Consider the following 23,726-nt stretch of genomic DNA (forward strand, 5'->3'; position numbering starts at 1 on the left):
CTATTATCTACATAAATTAAAAATGTGTTGTTTGCGTATTTCTTTTGCGAATAGCTTCTTCGGTTCTTGGGATAAAACTTTCTGTTAAGTTTAACTGAGCCGTAGCCTGAACTTCTTCAATAAACGGACGAAGATTGTTATTATAATCATGAAACGCCAGTTCAAAGTTCCCGTTATGCAGCACCAGTGCATCGGCTAAGGCCGCGGCACCACTTATAGATAACGATGCCCCCATGCCCGCGGCTGGCGAAGCGCAATAGCCGGCGTCGCCCACTAAAGCTACCCGGCCTTTTGTCCAGGAAGGCATTTTTATCTGGCAAAATTTATCGAAGTAAAAGTTTTCTGAATTTTGTACTTCTTGCAGTAACTCCGCTGTTCTCCAGGCTTGGCTGGCAAACTGCTCCTCAATAATTTTTCTTTGTTGGTTAATATCACGGTAATCGTAAGGAATTTCTTTTTCAGAAACGAAGCAAAAAATGATATCGGTTTTGTTGTTGTAAGCATTCAGCATAAAAGCCTTACCCGGCACATTATACATTTGCATAGTTTTTTGCTTGATCAGCAATTTGTTTACAATAGTGATGCAACTGTAAGCTTCCAAAAAATGTGAATACTCAGCTTCATGGCCAAACCAAATTTTTCGCACACCAGAATGGATTCCGTCGCAACCAAGCACCAGGTGGAAAGCCCGTTGCTGGCCATCTTTAAAAGTAACCTGTATATCGTTTTCTGTTTCGTTTAGCGCGGTGATGCTGTTATTAAAAATAAATTCAACATCGTTTTTAAGCTCATTGAACAGGATGCCTATAAATTTATCGCGTTCAATTTCTATCTCGTCGTCGGGGAGTTCGGCGCCATCGCTATTCAGCAAAATGGAGCCTTCGGTAATATCATCGGCATTTTTAAATTCTATCAAATCCACACTTAATCTGTGGGCTTTTAATTGTTCAAAAATGCCCATGCGCTTGACTACATCTATTGTAGCTCCGCGGATATCGATAGCTGCGCCGGCAATGCGGGGTTGGTTAGCCAGTTCAACTACAGTTACCTTGTAACCTATTTTGTTCATCCAATAAGCGGTTGAAAGACCGGCTATGCTTGCACCAGAAATGACTATGTTTTTATTGTTTGATGATTCCATTTTTAAGTCGTTTTATTTGACAGTACAAAGGAACATCGCGCGGCAGGCTCAACAAATAACAATACAAAGCAAGTATTGGACTAATCGAGGTTTTTATTTCTGAAGGCCAAAGCTGCAATACCTGTCACCTTGGTAAACAACCGCGAAAAATAAGGATAATCATCAAAGCCTAAATCGGCAGCGATTTCTTTTACTGTTTTATCTGAATGAGAAAGCAAACGTTTGGCTTCTAAAATTACCCGTTGTTGTATGTGATAGGAAACGGAATAACCTGTTGTGTTTTTAACACATTCGTTGAGGTAAGGGGTAGATATATTTAGTTTTTCGGCGTAGTCTGTTGGTCGCTTTAGCATGGTAAAATTCTTATTCAAAGTTTCCCTAAAGGCTTTGGTTACTATCTCAAACCGGGAAAACTTATCTGTTGGTTTTGCCAACGCTAAATATTGCGAAATAACCAGGGCCACTACGGCATTGCAGCTATCTTTTAGTAAAGAATGGTAGAGCTTATCGTTTTTACGGTCGGCCAATTTGAGGCATAACGATACAGCTTCTCCAATAATGGTAAACGTTTCTGGCTGAAGCAGCAAAGGTTTCGCGGGAGCAATACCTTCCAACAATTTCAGATATTCGAGATTGAGGTTTTCATCGGTGATTGCCAAACTGCAAACGGTTACATTTTCAAACGCTGTTGTACGGTGTACCTGATCGGGGTGAACGTAGATAATAGACGGTGCCTTAATGGTATATTTCTGAAAATCGATTTCAATGGCGATGCTGCCGCTTTCGAGCAGGAAAAAACCATGCCCATCATGCCGGTGAGCGCGCTCACCTCCCTCAATGAAAAGCGGGTTAGTAAATGATACCCGTTCAATTGCAATACCTGCACCAAACTCATTTGCCATTGGGTTTACGGGGATGGATTTTGTTTTTTTAGGCATTTTAACAATCGGTTATTTTCTATGTAGACGCAATATTTTGCGTATCTACGTTGAATTTAAAAAACGTGTGCGCAAGGTAAGCAATCATTTTGTCGCGTTTATACAATACCTGCCTTAATGTATTCTGCAACTTTGTGCTTCAATTATCAAAATAAATATGTTGATATCAAACAAACAGATAGCCATTGTTGGCGGCGGCCCCGGCGGCTTAACATTAGCACAACTTTTACAGCTTAAAGGCGCAAACGTAAAGGTGTACGAAAGAGATTTAAATAAAGATGCCCGCGTGCAGGGCTCACCACTTGATATGCATGAAGAATCGGGAATGGTTGCTTTACGCAAAGCGAATTTAGTGGCGGAGTTTGAAAAGAATGTTCGTGTGGGTGCCGATAAAAAAATCATCGTAAATGAACACGCGGAAATAATTTTCAGCGACCATTCCAACAATCCAGCTGAAGATTTGGCCAACGCGCCTATCCGTCCCGAAATAGATCGTGGTATGTTAAGAAAAGTATTCCTGCAATCGTTGCAGCCAGAAACCGTTGTTGGGACAGTCATTTTGTTTCGATGAATCAGCAAAACGAGGGATGGTTACTGCATTTTAAAAACGGGTCATCTGCTTACGCCGATATTGTAATTGCCGCTGATGGTGCTAATTCTAAAATTCGCCCATACGTTACCAATATACAGGCATTTTACTCGGGCGTAACCATGGTTGAAATTAATATTGATGATGCGCAGAAAGCCACACCCCATATTTACGCCATGCTCAACGGCGGCAAAATAATGGCATTTGGCAATGGTAAGTGTTTACTGGGCGGGCAGAAAGGTAATGGCGGCCTGGGTTTTTATGCGAGCTTTAAGCCCGACGAAAACTGGGCAATAAACAGCGGTTTGAATTATGCTGATAAAACGCAATTACTGGCATGGTTTAAAACAGCATACAGCGAATGGAGCCCTGTTTTTTACGAATTGCTTGAAAACGCCACTATGCCCATTACTCCACGGCCAATTTATTGTATGCCCTTAAATCAAACATGGAAAGCCTTACCCAACCTGACTTTACTTGGCGACGCCGCACACCTAATGCCGCCGTTTGCAGGCGAAGGGGCAAACACATCAATGTTTGATGCTGTAGAACTGTGCGATTGTTTAACATCTGATCAATACAATACCGTACAGGAAGCCATTTCATTTTACGAAACAAGCATGCGTAAAAGAGCGGCAACAGCAGCAAAATACTCCCTTGAAAACGGCGAACGGATGCACTCGGAAGGCGCGTTGGAAAAAATGATGGCGGTATTTGGGATAAAGTAAGTTTGGTGTTTGGAGAGGGAATAAAAACGTCATTTTGAGTTTTAAAATACGAGCACTCCTCTGAAAGGGAAAATAACAATGGCGAAAAAAACGGGGTCATGCTGAGCCTGTCGAAGCACGGGCGAAGGCCTCTGCGCACATCCTTCGACAGGCTCAGACTGACGCCCCTCTTTGTTTTTTACAACTTGTCATGGGTAGGAGGTACGACGAAGTAATGACGGATTTTATAGGTTTTAGACAGCGTTTAAAAACCGAGCCATATAGACAAGCAATTTGAGCCGTGCACGAAACCGGCCCGGCAGAACAATATTGATCTTTGTGGAGTTAATTAAAAAACAAAAGCAATGACAACAATAGAAAAAATAGCCTTAGGCAAAAACGGACCAATGGTTTCTAAACTTGGCCTGGGCTGCATGCGCATGTCGGCAGTTTGGGGAGGCCCCGTAAATGACGAAAGTGAAAGTATTGCTACCATCCAGGCAGCATTAGATAACGGTATCAACTTTTTAAACACCGGTGATTTTTACGGAGCCGGCCATAATGAACTATTGGTAGGTAAAGCCATTAAGGGCCGACGAGATGACGCCTTTATCAGTGTTAAATTTGGCGCGATATTTTATGGCGGACAATGGCTTGGGTTAGACCTTCGACCCATCGCCATTAAAAATTTCATCAATTACTCTCTGGTGCGTTTAGGGATTGATACTATTGATCTTTATCAGCCATGCCGCCTGGATAACAGCGTACCTATGGAAGATGTGATAGGAACGGTTGCCGACCTCATTAAAGAAGGAAAAGTACGTCACCTTGGGGTATCTGAAATTACGGCCGATCAGCTGCGCAAAGCCAACAGCATACACCCGGTAAGCGCTTTGGAAATAGGCTATTCTTTGGCGGACAGACAAATAGAAAACGACCTGCTGCCTACAGCTAAAGAATTAGGTATAGGTGTTGTGGCGTTTGCCAATACTGCGGAAGGCTTGCTTACCGGCGACATGAAAGCCCCGCTCGCGGCTAATGATTATCATAGCCACTTTTCACGTTTCCAGGGAGAAAACCTCATCAAAAATCTGGAAACAGTTGAAGTATTGAAAAACATGGCAAAAGAAAAAGGATACACCCCAACACAGCTGGCCATAGCCTGGGTAAACGCGCAGGGCGATCACATTATGCCATTGGTAAGCATGAGCCGCAGGTCGCGCCTGCCAGAAAATACAGCGGCTATGGAAATTACTTTTAGCGCCGATGAAATGAATACCCTTAATACGCAATTTGCACAGGGGGCGATAGTTGGCGGCACATACCTGCAACGATAACAGACTGTAGGCGTAAGACCGCGTAATTCATATATTTACATAGTGATCAATCCAAATGAAATACTCCCGGGAGTGATATTTTTCTCCTACCTTTCTGCTACCAGGAAGGACAAAGTAGCATTCCTGGGAAATAATACCCTGGTATTACAGGTATCCGGTCATTTCACACTGCAAACCGCCAGCGAGAAAATATCTATGCGCAGCGGCCAGATGTTGCTGATCCAAAAAAATCAGCTGGGCGAAATCACCAAGATGCCTTTGGAAAATGAAGAATATCAAACTATAGTGATCAGCCTGCAGGAAGACTTCCTCAGGAAAATAGCGATGGAAGAGCAGATAGAAATAACACGTAAATATGCAGGACCTTCCAATATCCTCATACCCGGCAGCGATTTTCTGCATGCTTTTTTTCAGTCGTTGATCCCTTATGTTCGGCACCCCGAAGAAAAGATAACCACTGCAGTAGGGATGCTAAAAGTAAAAGAAGCGGTATACCTGCTGCTGCACGCGATGCCCGAACTAAAAAACTTCCTGTTTGATTTTTCGGAACCACATAAGGTGGACCTGGAAAAATTCATGGCCAGCAATTTCCATTTCAATATCCCGGTCGAAAAATTCGCGGAGCTTACGGGTAGAAGTCTCGCAGGCTTCAAGCGCGATTTTCAGAAAATATTTGGCATGGCGCCCAGGCATTGGTTACAGGAAAGACGCCTTTCTGAAGCCCGGCATCTTATCGAACACAAAAACAAAAAACCATCCGCGATATACCTCGACCTGGGCTTTGAAAGCCTTTCTCATTTTTCGCATTCATTCAAAAAGAAGTTTGGCAAAGCCCCAACGGAATGGGCATTATAAACCAGATAGTCAGAATAGTAATTTACAAAAGCTACTTTAAATTAGAAAACTTGCGAAGTTTTAAAAACTTCGCAAGTTTGGATTCGGTAGTTTTAAAAGTGATACGCAATATTACAAGTATGCCACCAATTCTGCTATTCTATTTGAAATCCCTACTTCATTATCATACCATGCCACAAGCTTAACCAGCTTGCCAATAGCTTTGGTTAAACTGCCATCCACAATAGAAGAGTGCGTGTTTCCCAAAATATCTGATGATACAAACTGTTCTTCAGTGTATTCTAAAATACCCTTTAGCGAAGTTTCAGCGTATTGTTTTAACAGGTTGTTCAAATCGGCAACGGATACTTCTTTTTTCAGGTTGATAGATAAATCTACAATGGAAGCATCTATAACCGGTACCCGGTAGGAATAGCCATCCAGTTTACCTTTAAGGGCGGGCAATACATCGCCAATAGCTTTTGCGGCACCGGTTGTAGTTGGAATGATGGAGTAAGATGCAGCCCTTGCCCTCCTCAAATCTTTATGTGGGGCATCCTGTAGGTTCTGATCGGCTGTAAAAGCGTGAACAGTGATCATATAGCCCGATTCGATCCCAAATTCCTTATCCAATATATAAAGTATGGGGGCTATGCTGCCGGTGGTGCATGATGCTGTTGAATAAATTACATCATCGCCTATTAAATCGTTATTTACACCGTGTACAATAGTTTTTACCCCACCGGTTGCAGGTGCTGTAATCAACACCTTTTTTGCTCCGGCGTTGATATGCGCTTGTGCCGTAGCTTTATCTGTAAAACGGCCGGTCGATTCTATAACCACATCAATCCCTAAATCATTCCAGGGCAATTTCTCCGGATCTTTTTCGCTCAGCATGCTGATGCGTTTCCCGTTGACTATGATGGCATCGCCATCGGCAATCACTTCGCCTGGGAAACGGCCATGAGCGGTATCGTATTTAAGTAAGTGTGCCAATGTTTTAACATCCGTTAAATCATTGATGGCAACTACTTCTATTTCCGGCTTATTTTGTAACGCGCGCAGCGTCATCCGGCCTATGCGGCCGAACCCATTAATTGCAATTTTCATTGTGTTTGTATTAAATTATTGATTGATAGGATAACCGCCCCTTAGTTGGACCGGATAAGGTCTTCAATCCCCGCGTGTTTGAGCGAGGTTCTGAAAACCCGCCGATAATCTGACGGTGTGGTCATTAAGTGTCGTAAAAACGTTCGCCTCATCGAAATTAAATTACCCAGACCGCATCGCTCGGCAATTCTTTCCAAAGGCGTATCTGTGTCTTCCAGGTATTTGCGGGCGGTTTCAACGCGTAATTTTTCTATAAATTTTGCCGGGGATACGCCCGTTTGTTTATGAAAAACCCGGGTAAAGTTGCGCGTACTCATGTTTAAATGATCGGCAATCCGCACCACATCCAAAGGTTCATGTAAATGTTGATTAAACCAGCTGTGTAGCTTTTCGGCAATATTGGAGCTTTCATAAGCAGGTAGCAAATTGCCAAATTGCGACTGGAAGCCGGGCCTGCTTAAATAGAAAACCAGTTTCCGGGCAACCTTTATGGCAATATCCTTCCCATGATCCTCTTCTACCAGGCCAAGGGCAAGGTCAATACCCGATGACACCCCACCCGATGTATAAATAGGGCCATCATTAGTGAAAAAAGCATTCGTATCCACGTGAACTAACGGATAATTCTTTTTTAACTTTTCGCTTAATTCCCAATGAGTGGTTGCCTTGCGCCCGTTTAATAACCCGGCCTTGGCCAACACAAATGCGCCGCCGCAAACAGAACAAATTCTGCGTGTATTAGTGGGGTTAATTGTTGATAACCAATTATAAAAAGGAGCGAACAACGGGTTATCTAATTCTACAAAATCATTACCGGCAATAATTAATGTATCTATGGGTACTTTAACATCCATAGCGCTGCTTTCGCAATGGATTTCCATTCCCGATAAAGTGCTCACTTTTTTACTGGCCGTAGGCGATACGATTAAAACATCATAGCCGGAAGTACAACCCGATGCCTGCAACGCTTTATCGGCATTAATAAAAACATCTGCAGGACCAGAAAAATTAAGCAGCAATTTGCCAGACATTACTACGATAACTATCTGCCTCCTTTTTTGATCAGGTTCAATTGCCGATGTGTTTTTATTCATAAATCAAATTTAACAACTTAACACTATGGCACAAAGGACATAAATTATACAATTCAGGCCATTCATTTATTAAATATGCCATAACAGCGGCATACCCTCAAACTTAAGAATGGGATAAAAAAAACGAGGCCACCCATTTTCGGGATAGCCTCGTTTATGTTAATTATTTTATTTATCGCTTATTTAGCACGCTCCAGGTATTCGCCGGTGCGGGTATCTACTTTAATTTTATCGCCCTGGTTTATAAACAATGGCACTTTTATTTCAACACCAATTTCTGTTGTCGCGGTTTTCATTGCGCCAGATGACGTATCACCTTTAACGGCCGGCTCGGCATAGGTAATCTCTAACTCTACGCTGTTGGGTGCCTGTGCCATAATTGGCTCTTCGCTTTCAAAAGAAACAATTACATCCATACCTTCTTTTAAGAATTTTGCAGATGGTCCAAATAAAGCTTTCGGAATATTAAATTGCTCATAAGAGGTGTTATCCATAATCACCATCTGGTCACCATCTTCATATAAATATTGGTAATCATTAGTTTCTACACGGCAAATTTCAACCTGCTCGTCGGTAGCTAAACGGGCTTCAACAATTTTTCCTGTTTTAATATTGCGGAACTTATCTAAATAAAACGCGCCGCCTTTACCTGGTGTACGGTGTAAAACTTCGGTAACGGTTACCAGTTCGCCGTTGTAACGCAATATATTACCTACTTTAATTTCAGATGCCTTTGCCATGAAAAATACTATTGTAAAATTTTAAAGCCCAAAGATATATTAAGTTATGTAATTCTGGGGCTAAAAAAATGGCTAAACATAAACGCTGCCGGCAATTGATGCCGGCAGCGTTTATAACTGGCAAGTGGTATCAGTTACCAGGTTTTATATCGGGCACAGGTTAATACCCCGGATTTTGCTGAAGTTTTGAATTGAGAATAATTTCGGCAGATGGAATTGGGAACAGGCGCTTATTAACATCAGCATCTGTCTTATAACCCCATGATTGCTCGTATTTTCCAAAACGGATCAGGTCGTTTCTTCTCCAGGTTTCCCAGTTCAGCTCGCGGGCGCGCTCCTGCAACATATCATCTAAACTTACGCTCGTCCACGCGGCCGCTTTACGTTTTGCCCTTAACTGGTTAACTAACGATAAAGCAGTTTCGCCACCGGTTGGCGTAGCACCTCTTAAAATAGCTTCGGCTTTCATCAGCAAAACATCGGCATATCTAAACACCGGCACATCATTGCTTTGGTTACGGTCTGTAGCGGTAACATCCGGGTAGTATTTATTGTTGCGGATGCCTTTCGCTTTGCCTAATTCATCGCCACCAACCTCAAAGGTAGGCACATCAACTAAAGTCAAATCAGGCGTAAAAGTAAGCTGATAATCAACCGGTGTGGTTGGATCTGGCCCGGTGTATGATGCATCCAGTCCTTTTTTAGTGGTTTTGATGATAATAGGATTTCCCGAAAAATCGTACTGTTTACCAATTAACCACAGGCTTGTACGGATATCGTTAGGGTCATTAAACTGCGCATAGTATGATGGGATAGTGCTGCAGGGGTTACTTAAACGATATGCGAGACCATATTTTGCCTGCAATGCAGGGTGTAACGAGTACCATGAAAACTGCTCACCCTGTGCCAGGGCATGATCATACGGAATGGCGAAAATAAACTCTTTAACCTTGGGCCCGTTATCGGGGTAAAACATTTTGAGGTAATCGTCCTCTAAATTGTACTTGCCCGATTGTTTGATGTTATCGCACATGGCAACCACATCGTTATACCTGTCTGTGCCTGTATACACCTGCGCGTTCAGGTACATTTTGGCTAATATGGCATAAGCCGTAAATTTGGTTGGACGACCGTAAGTAGTTTGGTCAACCACTTCACTTAAGTTAGGGATGGCGGCCTGCAATTCCTTTTCAATAAAGTTAAACACATCTTTACGGGCCATGGTAGCAGGCTTATCTGCCGAACCAAAGGTTGTTACCACCGGGATGTTGCCATATAGGTCCATCATAAAGAAAAACATCAACGCACGGGTAGTTTTAAGCTCGGCTACCGCGGTGGCCTTGGTAGCATTATCGGGCACCGAAGCAAAGGTTGCAATGATGCGGTTACAGGTGCTTATGGTACTAAAACCCCAGGTCCAGGTATCAGATACCTGTGGTAAATCGGCGGTCCAGTTATGGTAGTGTAGTGCCTGGTATTTGCCGCCATCGCGCCAGCCACCTGCCCTGGCGGGCATAATTGCCTCGTCGGTACTGAGGGTTTGCATTTGCCAGTATGATTGCGCGAAGCTTCCCCTTAACTGCGCGTATGCCGCGCCCGATGCCAATACAAATTGCTGTGGGGTGGTTGGGAAGTTGGCAGGTGTTAATTCGTTTTCTACAGCAACATCAACCTTGGTACATGATGATATGCTTAGTACGGCTAAAAAAGTAATGCACAATTTTTTTATAGTAGTTTTCATGTTGTTTTTTAATTGAATGATTTAAAAAGATGCATTTAAACCGAAAAGGAATGCCCTGGTACGTGGGTAGTAGTTTTTGTTATCGATACCCGGAGTAAGGCCACCCAAAGAAACTTCGGGATCAATACCCTTGTAACCGGTTACGGTAACCAGGTTATTGCCCGATACATATAAACGCAGGTTGCGGATGCCCGGCGTAAGCTTAGGGAAGGTGTAACCAAGCGTAGCATTATCCAAACGAACATATGAACTGCTTTCAATATATCTATCAGAATAGATGTATGCGTTAACATCTTTAGGAGATTCGTTAGCCGATGAAACAGGCAAATTGTAACTTCTTACGTCGCTGGTTCTGTTCAAATCGGCAAGGGTGGCATTTAAAACTTTACCACCTAATGAGCCACGGATAAAGAAATTCAGATCAATGTTACCGTAAGTAAAACTGTTATTAAAACCGAACAGCAATTTAGGCTGCGCGTTACCGGCGTAATAATAGTCTTTTGATGTTGGCGTAGTAGTTACACCGCCGCTACGACTGTAAAATTGCGATACACCAGCAGCATTTTTGCCCGCGTATTTATACAACAGGAACTGCCCCACCGGGTAACCCGTTTTTAATATCTGCACTTTATAACCTGTTTCGCCCTGCCCGCCCGGCTCTGCCTGCGGGATAGAATCCAGCTTGAAAACGCTATTTGAAAGTGATGTTAACTTGTTGTTGTTATGGGCAACGTTTATAGAAGTATTCCAACGAAATTTGCTGGTTTGTACCGGTACGGCGTCAATAGTTACTTCATAACCTTTGTTGGATATGGAACCCACGTTGGCTATCAGCGTACCTGCAAAATATTGGGTGGTTGATACCGGGTAACTGTAAATTAAATCGTTAGTTTTTTTATCGTAAGCTTCAATAGTACCGCTTACCCTGCCTTTAAGAATCGAGAAATCTAAACCCAGGTTGTACATGGTTGTTTTCTCCCATTTCAAATCGGGGTTAGCATTTTGTGTTGGCCCTATGGAGTTTACGAATGAGCCGTTATTGTAAAACGCGCCGGTAGCACCATATCTTATTTGAGCAATAAGCGGATTAAAGCCCAATGAATTACCCGTAATGCCATAACTTCCCCTCAATTTTAAATCATTAAACAAGGTTTGGTTTTTCATAAAAGATTCTTCGGTAATCCGCCAGCCTATGGATGCCGATGGGAAAGTTCCCCATTTATTGTTTTGGCCAAAGGCCGATGAGCCATCGCGCCTTACTGATAATTGCAACAGGTATTTGTTATCGTAACTGTACCTGGCCCTGCTGTAGTATGATATAAGGCGAAGTTTCTGATACAGATTTTGCCCCCAGTCGGTTTTAAAATCACCGGCAGGCGAACCTAAACCAATGTTGATGTAGCCAATATCATCTGTAGGGAAATTACGGTTATTGGCCTGGAAACCATCGCCATTTAAATCCTGCTGTAAGCTGTAGCCTGCAAGCACATTAATATCGTGTTTACCTGTTGTTTTATTATACGTCAAAAAAGTTTCACCAACCTTATGCGTGTTCTCGTACGATGACCGATATGCCTCACCATGTACGCCCTGGTCAAGCGTATACTGGCTGTTGTAGTATGAACCACCGTTAACTTGCTCGTTTTGGGTTGATAAGCTTACGTTGTAGGTAAAGCCAAAAGGCAGTTTTAATTCGGCAGTAGCGGTTATTAAATTCAGTTTGCTTTTGCTTTGCTGATAGGCATCGGCCAGCAAAGCCACCGGGTTATAATACTGTATCCTTTGCAGATTTTCTGTATAAACACCGTTTTGCATTACGGGCACTGTTGGCAAATAGCGCAGCATGTTATATAACACAATGTTTTGGTTGGGGATGATATCTGAATTACTGGTAGAGTTATTGAATGATAAACCCAGTTTCAAATGATCATTAAAACTTTTTTGTTCGATAGCGGCCTTACTGGTTAACCTGCTTAATTTGCTGCCTTTAAGTATGCCCTTATCATCAAAGTAATTAACCGATGCGCTGTAAAGAGTTTGATCGGTACCACCACCCAGCGATACGTTATGATTTTGCGACGAACCGGTACGGCTAACTTCTTTTTGCCAATCGGTATTGGCACCTTTTTGATCAGATGGATCAAGAGATAAACCATTTTTGGTTAGATAGTCATTAAGCTGACTGGCATTCATCATTTTAATACTGTTGGCAATTTTTTCAACGCCGGCATAAGCATTATAACTAATCTCGGCCTTGCCGCTTTTACCTTTTTTGGTGGTAATGATGATAACGCCGTTAGCCGCGCGTGTACCATATATAGCCGTGGCCGATGCATCTTTCAAAGCATCGATAGTTACAATGTCATCAGGAGATACCAAACGGTAATCGGCACCGGGTACGCCGTCAATTACATAAAACGGCTCCTGCGCGCCACCATCGGTACGCAGGGTTGATGGGCCTCTTAAGCTGATAGAGGGCGCCTCATTCGGATCGCCGGAGCGCGTGATGTTAAGCCCGGCTATTTTTCCCTGTAATAATTGCGCGGGATTGCTGAAGGAACCTTTGTTAAAATCCTTATTTTGAACAGATGAGATAGAACTGGTAAGCAGTTTTCTTGATTGCTTGCCGTAACCCACCACCACAACTTCTTTCAAAGCAGCCTGATCGGCCTTTAAGGCAACATTAAGGGTAGCACCCGAAACGATAATTTCCTGCGATTGATAACCGATAAAAGAAAATATCAATACCGCTGTATTTTCTTCGGCCTCCAGGTGATAGTCGCCATCGGTATTGGTAACTGTGCCTTCTTCGGTGCCTTTAATGTGTACAGATACGCCGGGCAAGGTTTCGCCGGTTTGGGCATCGGTTACTTTACCGGCTACCCTTACCAACTTTCCCGCTGTTTTTACATATATGGTTTGATCAACGCGTTTAAATGACAAGCCAGATTGTTTGGTGATCTTTTTCAGGATTTCATCAACCGGCTGGTTTACTTCTTCCAGGCTTATTTTTTTGCTCAACTGGGCTTCGGTAGCATTATGGATAAAACGCAGGCCGCTTTGTTTTTCGATAAGGGAAAATACTTCTTTTATTGACCTTTGCGATACCTGCACAGTGCAGGTTACCGCATCTGTCATCTGGATAGCGCCTGCGTAAGCAAACTGCGAAACCGTTGACAGTAAATAAATAACACTTAAAAGTGAGAATATATATTTTTTCATATTTTTGAAATGGTTTTACTAAAAATGATTGAGCTCTTTGGCGAGAGCTTGATTTACAGGGCAGGTAGTGTGATCTGATCATGCTACCTGTCATTGTTTAATAAGGGTTACCTCATAAAATTTTACCTTTCTTTTTGCTTAGTTACATTTACCGGATATCACTACTTTTTTACCTTCTGTTATCCACGATATATCAGATACCATGCTTATTTGTTGTAGCACCTTTGTTAGTGGCATATTATTGAAAGTGCCTTTGAGCTTGCAGCGCAACAGCTCCCCGTTTTTAAGTTGAACAGGTACCCCATACCAACGGCTTAACTTTTTAGCCGCATCGGGCCAGCTATCATAATCAAACACCAGTTTGTTTTCTTTCCAGCCGGTAATATCCTCGGTTAAAAACTCTGTTACCTTTGCCGTTTTGGCGCTTTTTGAATAGGTCATTTGTTTACCAGGATCAAGTATTACGCGTTTAGCAAGGTCATTATCCATATCAACCTGTACCTTTCCCTGCACCAGCGATACCACAATATTGCTGTCACTTTGATAAGCCGATACGTTGAAATGTGTACCCAAAACCTGTGTGGCTACCTGGCCGGTATGTACTATGAATGGCTTCTGCGGATCGCGCTTAACATCAAACCAGGCCTCGCCATCAAGATATACCTCGCGTTTATCGCTGCCAAAGGCCGCGGCAACATGCAGGCTGCTTGATGAATTGAGCATTACCTCGGTACCATCCGGGAGTTTGATCTTTCTTTTTTGCCCTACGCCGGTATGGGTTTCGGCAAGCATGGTGCCGGCACCTGCGTTATTGTGGCGCGTGTTGTTATAAAATAAAACAGCGCCAAGCATGCACACCAGCATCGCTGCTATGGCTATGACCCGTTTCAAAATAACAATGGTGGCGCCGCGCTTTGCTACAGGCTCTTCGGTTGTGTTGCTATGGCTGTGCTCAAGGGCATCAATTTTTAAATTTAAACTTGCTAAAACGTCGTTAGCTTCTGTATTTTGATCAGGAACGGGCTTCCTGGCCGACCATATCTCGGCTATATCCTCAAATGCTTCAGAAAACGCGGCTTCTTCCTGTACCTTTTGCAGCAGATACTGCGTTTCTTGTTCAGTACTTCGCCCCTCAAGGTAAGCTATGATCAGCAGGTAGTGATGTTCATCCATGTGTGCCATTTTAAGTAAGTCTTAAAAAAGGCACTATCTGATTACATCTTTTTACGAATTAATGTAATGGTAATATTGGTGTAAATTATTTAACAAACAGGATGCGTTTCCTGAAATAATTTAAGGCACGATAGAGGTGGGTTTTCACCGTGTTTGGAGAAATATTAAGGATCTGGGCAATTTCGTAATGATCAAGCTGATGCTGCCAGCTCATTAAAAAAATCACTTTTCCTTGTTCGGGCAGCTCATGTATAAAACGCTCCACCAATAATTTGCGATCCTTCCGCAACAATATCTCATCCGGACGGAGTTCATCGGCAGCGGCGTGATCATAGGCATGCTCCTCGGGCAGCAATTGCATTTGCATATTTTTACCACTGAGCGTGAACAGTTTATTACGAACAGCCCCATACAAATAGGACTTTAAAGAGCTGCTAACTTGCAATTTTTCGCGCTTGACCCAAAGATCCAAAAACACATCGGCAATTACATCTTTACCGTCTTCGGGTTTGGCACCCATGTATTTGCAAAAATCGGTAAGCAGGGAGTAGTATTTTAAAAACAAGGCATTGAATGCTTCCCTATCGTTGGCATTTATCCTGGCAAGTAAATCTATGTCCTCCATTTAGAGGCAATAATAAAACTAAGCTATTACCGGGCTAAATCAGGAATGTTAAGTTTTTGTTAAGCTTTAAAGGAAACGTGCCGACCTCCGGACACCTGTTTTAATGCAGATAATAAGAGCCTGTTTAAAATTATTTCAAATGTTATGCACTCTATTGAGCATATATACAGCAATCATTAAGAATTACTAAGCAATCCCCGGCTTACAGTATCGTGGAGTAAACCCATTCTGTAATTCGGGGATTGCTTCATCGCACCTCCCGCAATATTTATCTTTTATTATTTTAAAACAGGCTCTTATTATAAACAGTATTTACAACCCAATATTATTACTGTTGTAAATAACCAATAATGCCCTCATACACCCAGCTGCTGTTTCCGTTGCCAAGTTCATTAAAGTTGTTTGAATATAAATGCGATCCATTTTTAGAGTTTCTATATCGGTATATAGCACTGTAACCTGTTACCGGTGAAAGGTCCATATATCCTATTACACCTTCATTTGATCCCTGAGGGATTTCGTGTACATCTGATGTAAAAAAGTGAAACCCATTGTTTAAAAAATACCTGGTTAAGGGAGCCACACCCGTTTTAGAATTATCATTATAAACATACCCCAATACACCCTCTACATTCCAGTTAGCCAGGCGGGTTACTTCACTTGGGTCGGTCACCAGCATACGATCACCTGTTTTTGTATTGAAACACCGGTATAAAGCAGATTTGGTATACTGAACCTGTACCTGGTGGTTAGGTAAATAATCATTATAAATGTAGTTTTTAACAGAAGCGGCCAAATTTGGATCTGGAATTAACTCATTAATAGGAATTAAACCAGCTTGGGCTATATTAATCAGTTCTTCATTTTGAACATTGGTGCTTGATTGCCAGGCCGAATAATCGATAGGCGGGGTGTTTTGAGTAAATGAAATAGTAGTTGGTGTAATCCCTACCGTGGGATCGCCGCCATGGGTAACATAATGCAGGTATTGATTAAAGTTTGAGCTACTTTGAGAATGGTTAGAATTGATTCCGGCATTAATAGAAAATATTGAACCTAAACTGGCATCCAAACCCGCTGATGCGGCAGATTTCCTGTCTGTACTTTTAGTTTCTGACTGATATACAATTTGTAATTTTGCGCCCAGAAAAATATCTGAAAGCACAAAGGCACCGTACTGACTTACAATTTGCTGCGGTGTAAGCACGGCGATATCTTTTATAAAATCCTGAGTTAAATATTGTTGCAGTAATGCCGAACTTGCATTAAACTTTAGCTCCTTTTGCTGAATCAATAAATTATAGCTTCCATATATGTATTTTGAGCTAAAGGAATTTGAGTTTGAATAAGCTGATGTTATTGAACCTTTAAACAATGAAAACCCAACTGTAGCATTTAAATGCGCAGAAATATCTGAAGCATAACTTTGCACATTATCACCGTAAGAAAAAGAAGAGTTTCTGGTTGTATTTAAATTAGTTACAAGCCTTGTTGGTGCCGCACTGTAAAGCTTTGCTATATCAATAACCTGAAATGTTGTTGAACTGGAATTAGCAAACTCTCCCGTTACATCATAACCATAACCCAGCAAATCCCAAACCCCATCTTTTGCCGCCTGGGTTTTTAATTTAGTTGCATTGCTTTTTACTTCGGTTTGCTTTGGTGCAGGCTGCTCTTGCTTCTTGCAAGACCATAACATTCCCATTAAGGGGATTAAAAATAAAATTTTTTTCATAAGGTAGATATTATTTTAATATGTATATATCCCAAACATACTCATATTAATATTTATATCAGCAATAATTAATAATAAATTATTGTTAATTGTTTAGTGCCTGTTTAAACTCCTTGCAAGAATATTGTTACAGCATTTATATGGCGAAATTTAAGGGCTTGTTACTGTACAATTTGATTTAAAATAGTATAGTGATCAGCCCTTAGTGCTCCCGCTTTTGGAAAGGTACAATGGAAATAAGCGTAAAAGCAGGGAGGGGTTCTATGCAAGAGAGTAATAACAGTAATAAATACCAGATCTCATCCAAATCTACTCCAATCTCCTTAAAACACCTTCAGGTTCGTTTTTGCCCGCTTCGGCTATATTTCAGCCTGAGGCTAAACGCAATTGGTTATATTTGTTTTATATGCGTTCACCGCTCCCAATTAAAAACCTGGTTCGTCTTAACTGGTTACTCGTTTTTTCGCTTACTGCGATAGTAACGCTTTACCTGTTCTTTTTGCTTGATGAAACAATTGTACGCAAGTTATTTTTGGTGATTATAACCGCGACCGGGATCGCCCTGGTAGCTTTCAGTAATATAGGCATCCGGATATACCTCGCACGTAAATTTCCGGCAAACCCTAAATCAGCTAAGCGATATCGTTTTTACGTTACTTATACTGTCAGCATATTCATATATCTCGGATTGGGGCCACTATTTGATGCTTTACCGGGTAAAAGCTATCTCTATTCCTTCCCGATATACTTATTAATGCTTGTTTTTTCAGGCGCTTTTGTGAACACTGTTATCCTGATGCTGCACGGCTTTGTGATATTACAAGCCGATAAAGCCCATGCCGAACTTGAACTTTCGCGGTTAAAGACAGCGCATGCCGAAGCCGCCAACCTGCTTTTAAAGCAGCAAATTCACCCACATTTTTTGTTTAACGCGCTTAATACCCTCAAGGCACTTTACCGCAAAGATGCCGCTGCCGGCGATACTTACCTGGTACATTTGGCCAATTTTTTACGGGCTTCTGTTTATAGCCACGACTCAAAAGCATCAAGCCTGGGCGATGAACTGGCCTTGCTTTTAGATTATCTTGAAATGCAAAAAATAAGGTTTGGAACAGCTTTAGATTGCGTTATTGATTTACCGGATGATCTTTTAAAAACCGGCTACCTGCCATCGTTTTCCTTACAGCCCTTGTTAGAAAACGCCATAAAACATAACGGACTTACACGGGAATCGCCTCTAATTATTCATATTTTTTGCCGGGATGACCGCATCATAGTAAGTAATACACTCAAAAAGAAAACCCTTAATGTTGCGTCGGCCTACCATGGGCTGGCTAACCTGGCCGAACGGTATAACCTGCTATCGGGCGATGAAATTATTATTAAAGAAGAAGCAGATACGTTTTCTGTAAGTATTAAATTATTGACCAATGAATATAGTGATCATAGAGGATGAGCCAATTGTTGCCGACGACCTTGAACTAAGCATCAGCCAACTGATAGATGAACAGGGCACAATTGTAAAGCTTCAATCTGTAAAAGAAGCTATAGCCTATCTGGAAGGCCCTCATAAAACAGATTTGATCTTCAGCGATATTCAGCTTGGTGATGGTTTAAGTTTTGAAATATTTATGGCTTTGCCCACCACAGCGCCCGTTATTTTCTGCACCGCTTATGACGAATATGCTCTGGACGCTTTTAAAGCAAACGGTATAGATTACATTTTAAAACCCTTCACCACCCAAACGCTACAGCGTGCATTGGAACACTATAGTCAGCTTAAAAAAATATTCCTGGCAGATCAGCCTGTGCAATACAACGCGTTAATGGAGCTATTGACCAACAAAACAAACGCGCAATCGTCGTCGGTATTGGTTTACCACCAGGATAAAATCATCCCCATAAAACTGGAAGATATCGCCCTTATTCACCTGGCTCACGAAACAGCGCACCTGTTAACCTTCGCAGGCAAAACTTTTTACCCAAACAAAAACCTCGATGAACTGGAAAAATTAGGAGGCAATTACTTTTTCAGAGCTAACCGCCAGTTCCTGGTTAGCCGTAAAGCTATTGTTGATGTATCCAGTTTTTTCTCCAGAAAATTATCATTAAACCTCAACGTTGCTTTTACCGAAAGAATAGTGGTGAGCAAGGGCAAAGCATCACAGTTTTTGGCCTGGCTTGCCAGGGCGTAAATTTGCCATGCCAATCAAACCGCGCTTTTCAGGAGGCGTTCGCCCTTGCTGCAATTGCTTTTTGTTAACGGTTCGGTTACGGTATTTTAAATTTTCAGCGGCACATCATCTCCATCTGTTTATAACAACCGATTTCCCCCTTACACCAACACCGTTCCGCCATCAACCGTAATATTTTGACCGGTGCCAAACTGTTGTTTCATGAGATAAACATAGGCAAGGGCTACATCTTCGGCCTGGCCAACGCGTTTTAGCAACAGGGTATCTTCCATGGCTTTAAACAGGCCTTCGCGGTCGCTTTGGGGCATGCTGTCCCATAAACCGGTTTGGATAACGCCCGGCACCACGCTGTTTACACGAATGGGGGCAAGTTCGACGGCCAGGGCCCGAACCAAACCTTCCATAGCACCACAAATACTGCTGGCTATTGACCAGCCTGCACCGGGGCGTGCATTGGCAGTGCCACTGATTAAATTAATAGAACCGCCTGGCTGGATATGTGGCGAAGCATATTTAACGGCAGTGAATGCGCCCCAATAACGCACATTAAAAAAGCCGCGCGCCCGCTCAATATCGGTTTGGGCAATTAAATTAAGGGTAAGGTTTTCGCCGGCGGTGTATACCAGGTGATCGATGTTACCAAGCATTTCAAAAAAGTCTTTGATGCTTTGCTCGCTGGTTAAGTTTACGGCGTAACCACGGCTGCCCTGTGGCAATTCGGTTAATGCTTTATCTATCCTTTGCTGATTGCCAGATACAATAATAACCTGCGCGCCTTCGGCAGCCGAGGCTTTTGCGGTAGCCAGCCCTATGCCCGAACTACCGCCTAAAAGAACTACTTTTTTACCATTTAGCGAGTACGGAGCTTTTGTTTGATTTTCCATGATCTTTGTTTTTATATGAATACAAAGGTCTTGCTGATTAACCCGTATCCACTTAACAAATGGTAAAAACGAAAATCGGGATTAATATTTTTGAGAAAACTTACTCCCTGCACAAACGCGCTATCAACTCCTGATGCTTCGGGCAAAGTGATAGCATGTTTTCTTTACCGGCCATTTCAAATTCATTAAAATCAAAACCGGGTGCCACGGCGCAGCTCACTAATGAAAATCCATCCTCGGCTTTAGTTTCGGCAGCAAACCAAATGCCCGGTTCAATAACTATGGATAAACTGCCGGTAGATGTATCTGATAACTCATGGGTTGTAAGCTCGCCGTCGTTATTAATAGCGTAAATCAGCAATGGATCGCCTTTATGAAAATACCAGATCTCATCTGAAGCCAGGCGGTGAAAAGTCGAAAAATCCTTTCCTTCCAAAAGATAATAGATAGAGGTGCAGGCCTGCTTAACCACCGCTGGCTGCTGTTGCCTGTTGATAGATTGTGCGGAGCGAAATACTTCTTTGTAATAGCCACCTTCCGGGTGGGGCAACAGTTGTAAATGAGCTATCCAGTAGGCTGCGTTTTCCATCAGTGTAAATTAGTTATGGTGAAAGTAAAGCAAAACCATCAAACTTAAAGTGCTTATTTAAGCATTTCAATATGCAAAATGCCGTCTTCATCATAAGGTTCGCCGGTTTCCACAAAGCCAAGGGAGGCATAAAAAGCTTTGGCATAGGATTGCGCACCAATGCGGATTGGTCCCGGTCCTAAAGTTTCATAACAAAGCTCAATGGCTTTGGTCATTAATATCCGGCCGGCCCCTGTACCTCTCACTTTAGGACTGGTAATCACCCGCCCTATCGACATTTCTTCGTAAGCCACTCCTGCCGGCACTATCCGGGCATAGGCCATCAATTCGCCTTCGTTAAAAAGCATCAGGTGGTTACAGTGATAATCTTTGTTATCGGCATCCTGGAAAACACAGTTCTGCTCTACTACAAACACTTCGTTCCTGAGTCTTAATATAGCGTAAAGTTGCGCGGGAGTAAGTTCATCGAACGGTTTTACTATGGTTGAAAATTCCATGTGATAAATATATTGGTATGAATTAATATAACAATTGTTGTTTTGATAACCAGGTAAAGCGCAGATATAAACCAGCCGAGGCTATAGCCAGGCCACTATAAAGCCCTATCCAAATGCCAAACACACCCAGGCCGGTATGCAGCCCAAGCACATAAGCCAGGGGCAGGGCAAACAGCCAATATGCTACAAAGGCCATCAGCGTGGGGAATTTAACATCGCCCATTCCGCGCAGTACGCTTAAACCAATGATTTGTAAGCCATCAAAAACTTCCACAATAGAGGCAAAGATGAGCAGGTGAATCACCATGGCAATCACCGCGGCATCGGCAGAAAGAAACTTTGACAAAAAACCTCTGAAAACAAATAAGGCCAAACCGGTGAGGAGATGAAAAACGATAACAAGGTGATAATTGGATAGCGCAGATAGTCGCACTTGTTGCGGCTCTTTTCGTCCCCTGAAAAAACCGGTGTTTACTGCCGCCGCTGTCCCTATCCCGCAGGCTGCATAATAAATCATGGCTACCATAATCATGGTGCCCTGGTAGGCGGCCAACGGCGCGGCACCCAGCCAGCCTGTCATAAATACGGCGGCACTAAACGCACTGATCTCAAACACGTTTTGTAAGGCGATGGGCAAGCCCGATTTTAAATTATTTTTAAATAAGGCTAATTTTAACCCTGATAGCGAAAAGCTACGCACATACAAGCGGGTACGTTTACTTTTAATGCTGTACCAGGCCATAGCGATGGCCATAATGCTACGATCTGCAATGGCGGCAATACCTACGCCTTTTACGCCCATTGGGGTAATGCCAAACATGCCTTTTACCAGTACAATGCCCACAACAATATTGATGGCGTTGCCCCATAAACTCACCTGCATGGCCTGCCGGGTTAGGCCCAGGCCTTCAACAAACTGTTTAAAGGTTAAAAACACCATCAGCGGTAGCAGCGAAATTCCGGTTAGCAACAACAAGGGTTTAGCCTGTTCAACTACATTGTTTTGTTGTCCCAAATGATCCAGCATAAAAACTGTTCCGCTCAACGCTATAGCCACCAGCAATAAACCTGTAGCTATATTAACCAACAGACTATGCGCTAACAACCTGCCGCAAAGGAAATAATTACGGCTGCCATTGGCATGGGCGATAAGCGGTGTTAAGCCGTACGATATGCCGATGCCAATAATCATCAACAAGTTAAAATACCCGTTTGATAATGCCAATGCCGCCAAAGGTATGGTACCTGCAAAATGCCCCAATATTACCGACGATGAAAAACCCACCAACGGGTGCCCCAACTGGGTGATCATCACCGGGAAGGCAAGCCTGATATTGCTTTTATAATGGTTAATATATGGCCCTAATATTTTCATTGCTGCTTATGGCCAAAGATAGCGCTGTAATAAATGCTAAAAAATGCTCATTTTTGATTAAGTAATGATTTTAACGCATTAAAAACATGGATTTACAGCAGATTAAAAACTTTTTGAAGCTTGCCGATGAGTTACATTTTTGGAAAACAGCCGAAAAGATGAACATCACGCAGTCGGCATTGAGCAGGCAGATCCAGTCGTTGGAAGAAGAGTTGGGCGTGGTATTGTTTGAGCGCAACAAGCGCAATGTAAAGCTTACGCCTGCCGGGGAGTTTTTGCGGAATAAATGGGCAGTAATGCTCGATGAATTAAAATTCATTCACCTGTTTGCCAAAAAGATAAGCGAGGGCGAAACCGGGACCATCAAAATCGCTCATCCTGATTCTATCTCTTCGTCGTTGCTGCCCAACCTGCTTGGCAAAATCTCGGCACGTTTCCCCGAACTACAAATTGAACTGGTGCAACTGCTTTATGAAAACGAACAGGAGTTTATTAAAGAATATAAAATAGACCTTGCCTTTACCCGCGACATTAACCGGCTGGCCAATATCAGTTCGATGAAGGTGAACAGCGATCAACTGGCTATGCTGGTGCCAGCAGATCATCATTATAATAACTATGATGATATCACCCGCGAAAACCTTGACAATGAAAAATTCATTCTCCCGATAGTTGACCACAGCAGCAGCTACCGCTCCATTGTACAGGATTTTTTTGATACCATAGGCTGCACTCCCAATATTGTGTACTACTCAGATTTTGGTTCTACCATACTCGGCCTGGTGGCCAAAGGCCTGGGGTTATCCATCTTGCCCCTGTCATACATCCATCATGCAACACCCGACATCCGATTTATTGAACTGCCATTTAGTACAGATTTATATGTAAACTGGCGAAGTGACGACAACAGCCCGGTTTTGAAAAATGTGTTGGAGGTGATTGGAGGGATGGCGGGAAAGACTATTTAGGGGATACTTTTTAAAATTCAGGAGACATGATGGAAACTAACCAAGGGACGACTCACCCGGTCTACGCTTCGCTGGCCGACCCTCTCTCCGGCTAAAGCCGCATAGAGGGTAAATCCCATTTTTTATTTCCCCGCCCCTCTATGCGGCGTAGCCGGAGAGAGATTCTGTGTTAATTATCAAATAATTTTTAATTTTGTTTTATTAAGGCGGCTTTAAAGCCAGCCTGTTTAGG

General features: G+C 42.6%; 21 protein-coding genes. 7 read left to right on the plus strand and 14 right to left on the minus strand.

Annotated elements, in window-relative coordinates; genetic code table 11:
• Window positions 1–16: 16 nt before the first annotated feature.
• Together QWZ17_RS27765 and QWZ17_RS27770 are read right to left on the minus strand one after the other, a co-directional pair.
• Window positions 17–1,141, minus strand: coding sequence for an FAD-dependent monooxygenase (locus QWZ17_RS27765; protein WP_290308614.1), 1,125 nt, complete (start codon window positions 1,139–1,141; stop codon window positions 17–19).
• An 80-nt stretch (window positions 1,142–1,221) separates the two neighbouring features.
• Window positions 1,222–2,079 (minus strand): helix-turn-helix domain-containing protein, encoded by an 858-nt coding sequence (locus tag QWZ17_RS27770; RefSeq protein WP_290308615.1) that lies wholly within the window; start codon window positions 2,077–2,079, stop codon window positions 1,222–1,224.
• Window positions 2,080–2,236: 157 nt separating this feature from the next.
• On the opposite strand from QWZ17_RS27770, the gene QWZ17_RS27775 reads away from it, so the two are divergent.
• The 4 genes from QWZ17_RS27775 to QWZ17_RS27790 all read left to right on the plus strand — a co-directional run bounded on the left by QWZ17_RS27775 (window position 2,237) and on the right by QWZ17_RS27790 (window position 5,567).
• On the plus strand, window positions 2,237–2,650 hold the full coding sequence (locus QWZ17_RS27775) for an FAD-dependent oxidoreductase (RefSeq protein ID WP_290308616.1): 414 nt from the start codon (window positions 2,237–2,239) through the stop codon (window positions 2,648–2,650).
• Entirely contained in the window at window positions 2,647–3,396 is a 750-nt protein-coding gene (locus QWZ17_RS27780) for an FAD-dependent oxidoreductase (protein ID WP_290308617.1), read from the plus strand. The genes QWZ17_RS27775 and QWZ17_RS27780 overlap by 4 nt, the downstream gene beginning before the upstream one ends.
• 344 nt (window positions 3,397–3,740) lie before the next feature.
• Window positions 3,741–4,712, plus strand: a complete 972-nt coding sequence (locus QWZ17_RS27785; RefSeq protein WP_290308618.1) for an aldo/keto reductase — start codon at window positions 3,741–3,743, stop codon at window positions 4,710–4,712.
• A gap of 42 nt (window positions 4,713–4,754) precedes the next feature.
• Window positions 4,755–5,567: a helix-turn-helix domain-containing protein gene (locus tag QWZ17_RS27790; RefSeq protein WP_290308619.1), complete on the plus strand. Its 813-nt coding sequence runs from the start codon at window positions 4,755–4,757 to the stop codon at window positions 5,565–5,567.
• A gap of 111 nt (window positions 5,568–5,678) precedes the next feature.
• On the opposite strand, the gene gap is transcribed toward QWZ17_RS27790, so the two are convergent.
• From gap to QWZ17_RS27830, 8 genes are all read right to left on the minus strand, one after another.
• Window positions 5,679–6,656: a type I glyceraldehyde-3-phosphate dehydrogenase gene (gene gap, locus QWZ17_RS27795; protein ID WP_290308620.1), complete on the minus strand. Its 978-nt coding sequence runs from the start codon at window positions 6,654–6,656 to the stop codon at window positions 5,679–5,681.
• A gap of 41 nt (window positions 6,657–6,697) precedes the next feature.
• Window positions 6,698–7,750, minus strand: coding sequence for a GlxA family transcriptional regulator (locus tag QWZ17_RS27800; RefSeq protein ID WP_290308621.1), 1,053 nt, complete (start codon window positions 7,748–7,750; stop codon window positions 6,698–6,700).
• 179 nt (window positions 7,751–7,929) lie between these two features.
• Window positions 7,930–8,490 (minus strand): elongation factor P, encoded by a 561-nt coding sequence (gene efp, locus QWZ17_RS27805; RefSeq protein ID WP_290308622.1) that lies wholly within the window; start codon window positions 8,488–8,490, stop codon window positions 7,930–7,932.
• Window positions 8,491–8,650: 160 nt separating this feature from the next.
• Window positions 8,651–10,231, minus strand: a complete 1,581-nt coding sequence (locus QWZ17_RS27810) for a RagB/SusD family nutrient uptake outer membrane protein (protein ID WP_290308623.1) — start codon at window positions 10,229–10,231, stop codon at window positions 8,651–8,653.
• 21 nt (window positions 10,232–10,252) lie between these two features.
• On the minus strand, window positions 10,253–13,453 hold the full coding sequence (locus QWZ17_RS27815) for a TonB-dependent receptor (protein ID WP_290308624.1): 3,201 nt from the start codon (window positions 13,451–13,453) through the stop codon (window positions 10,253–10,255).
• A 138-nt stretch (window positions 13,454–13,591) separates the two neighbouring features.
• A complete protein-coding gene (locus QWZ17_RS27820; protein ID WP_290308625.1) occupies window positions 13,592–14,635 on the minus strand; it encodes a FecR family protein in 1,044 nt (347 codons plus the stop codon).
• A 76-nt stretch (window positions 14,636–14,711) separates the two neighbouring features.
• A complete protein-coding gene (locus QWZ17_RS27825; protein ID WP_290308626.1) occupies window positions 14,712–15,251 on the minus strand; it encodes an RNA polymerase sigma factor in 540 nt (179 codons plus the stop codon).
• A 328-nt stretch (window positions 15,252–15,579) separates the two neighbouring features.
• The gene (locus QWZ17_RS27830; RefSeq protein WP_290308627.1) at window positions 15,580–16,986 is read right to left on the minus strand and encodes an MAC/perforin domain-containing protein; all 1,407 of its coding nucleotides are present in this window, start codon (window positions 16,984–16,986) and stop codon (window positions 15,580–15,582) included.
• A 406-nt stretch (window positions 16,987–17,392) separates the two neighbouring features.
• Here QWZ17_RS27830 and QWZ17_RS27835 point away from each other — a divergent pair, with 406 nt between their 5' ends.
• On the plus strand, window positions 17,393–18,442 hold the full coding sequence (locus QWZ17_RS27835) for a sensor histidine kinase (RefSeq protein WP_290308628.1): 1,050 nt from the start codon (window positions 17,393–17,395) through the stop codon (window positions 18,440–18,442).
• The gene (locus tag QWZ17_RS27840; RefSeq protein ID WP_290308629.1) at window positions 18,417–19,181 is read left to right on the plus strand and encodes a LytR/AlgR family response regulator transcription factor; all 765 of its coding nucleotides are present in this window, start codon (window positions 18,417–18,419) and stop codon (window positions 19,179–19,181) included. The genes QWZ17_RS27835 and QWZ17_RS27840 overlap by 26 nt, the downstream gene beginning before the upstream one ends.
• A 140-nt stretch (window positions 19,182–19,321) precedes the next feature.
• Here QWZ17_RS27840 and QWZ17_RS27845 read toward each other — a convergent pair whose 3' ends face one another.
• The 4 genes from QWZ17_RS27845 to QWZ17_RS27860 form a co-directional block, all read right to left on the minus strand.
• Window positions 19,322–20,065: an SDR family oxidoreductase gene (locus tag QWZ17_RS27845; RefSeq protein WP_290308630.1), complete on the minus strand. Its 744-nt coding sequence runs from the start codon at window positions 20,063–20,065 to the stop codon at window positions 19,322–19,324.
• Window positions 20,066–20,165: 100 nt separating this feature from the next.
• Window positions 20,166–20,654, minus strand: coding sequence for a cupin domain-containing protein (locus tag QWZ17_RS27850; protein ID WP_290308631.1), 489 nt, complete (start codon window positions 20,652–20,654; stop codon window positions 20,166–20,168).
• 53 nt (window positions 20,655–20,707) lie between these two features.
• A complete protein-coding gene (locus QWZ17_RS27855) occupies window positions 20,708–21,151 on the minus strand; it encodes a GNAT family N-acetyltransferase (protein WP_290308632.1) in 444 nt (147 codons plus the stop codon).
• 22 nt (window positions 21,152–21,173) lie between these two features.
• Entirely contained in the window at window positions 21,174–22,526 is a 1,353-nt protein-coding gene (locus QWZ17_RS27860; protein WP_290308633.1) for an MATE family efflux transporter, read from the minus strand.
• Window positions 22,527–22,612: 86 nt separating this feature from the next.
• Between QWZ17_RS27860 and QWZ17_RS27865 the strand changes: the two genes are divergently transcribed.
• Complete coding sequence (locus tag QWZ17_RS27865; protein WP_290308634.1) at window positions 22,613–23,494, plus strand: LysR family transcriptional regulator; 882 nt, start codon at window positions 22,613–22,615, stop codon at window positions 23,492–23,494.
• Window positions 23,495–23,726 lie beyond the last annotated feature (232 nt).

This window comes from Mucilaginibacter flavus (assembly GCF_030409315.1).
GTDB lineage: Bacteria > Bacteroidota > Bacteroidia > Sphingobacteriales > Sphingobacteriaceae > Mucilaginibacter > Mucilaginibacter flavus.